The sequence below is a fragment of the Psychrobacter sp. 16-MNA-CIBAN-0192 genome (genome assembly GCF_040309565.1).
Lineage (GTDB): Bacteria > Pseudomonadota > Gammaproteobacteria > Pseudomonadales > Moraxellaceae > Psychrobacter.
Genome location: NZ_JBEOOX010000248.1, coordinates 1 through 273 on the forward strand (window position 1 = coordinate 1; position 273 = coordinate 273).

1 pseudogene is annotated in these 273 nt (G+C 42.1%); it reads right to left on the minus strand.

From position 1 onward, the window contains the following. Positions 1-273, minus strand: a pseudogene (gene glnA, locus AAEY78_RS13120) (glutamine synthetase); the annotation flags it as partial.

Genomic DNA, 273 nt, shown 5'->3' on the forward strand with positions numbered 1-273 from the left:
CACGTAGCTGAACGCCAATCTTGGAAGTCATCAACTGGAGCAACTGGGAAGTAACCGCCTTTAACACCTGGACGATGACCAGTGTTGCCATCTGCATATTCTTTATCTGAGTTCCAAGCAGCTTGCTTAGAATCAATTTTGTACAGAGATCCAGACATATCTGATTTGTATTTAACATCGTCAAATACGAAAAATTCTGGCTCAGGGCCAAATAAAACAGTGTCTGCAATGCCTGTAGATTTCATGTAATCTTCAGCGCGCTTAGCAACAGAA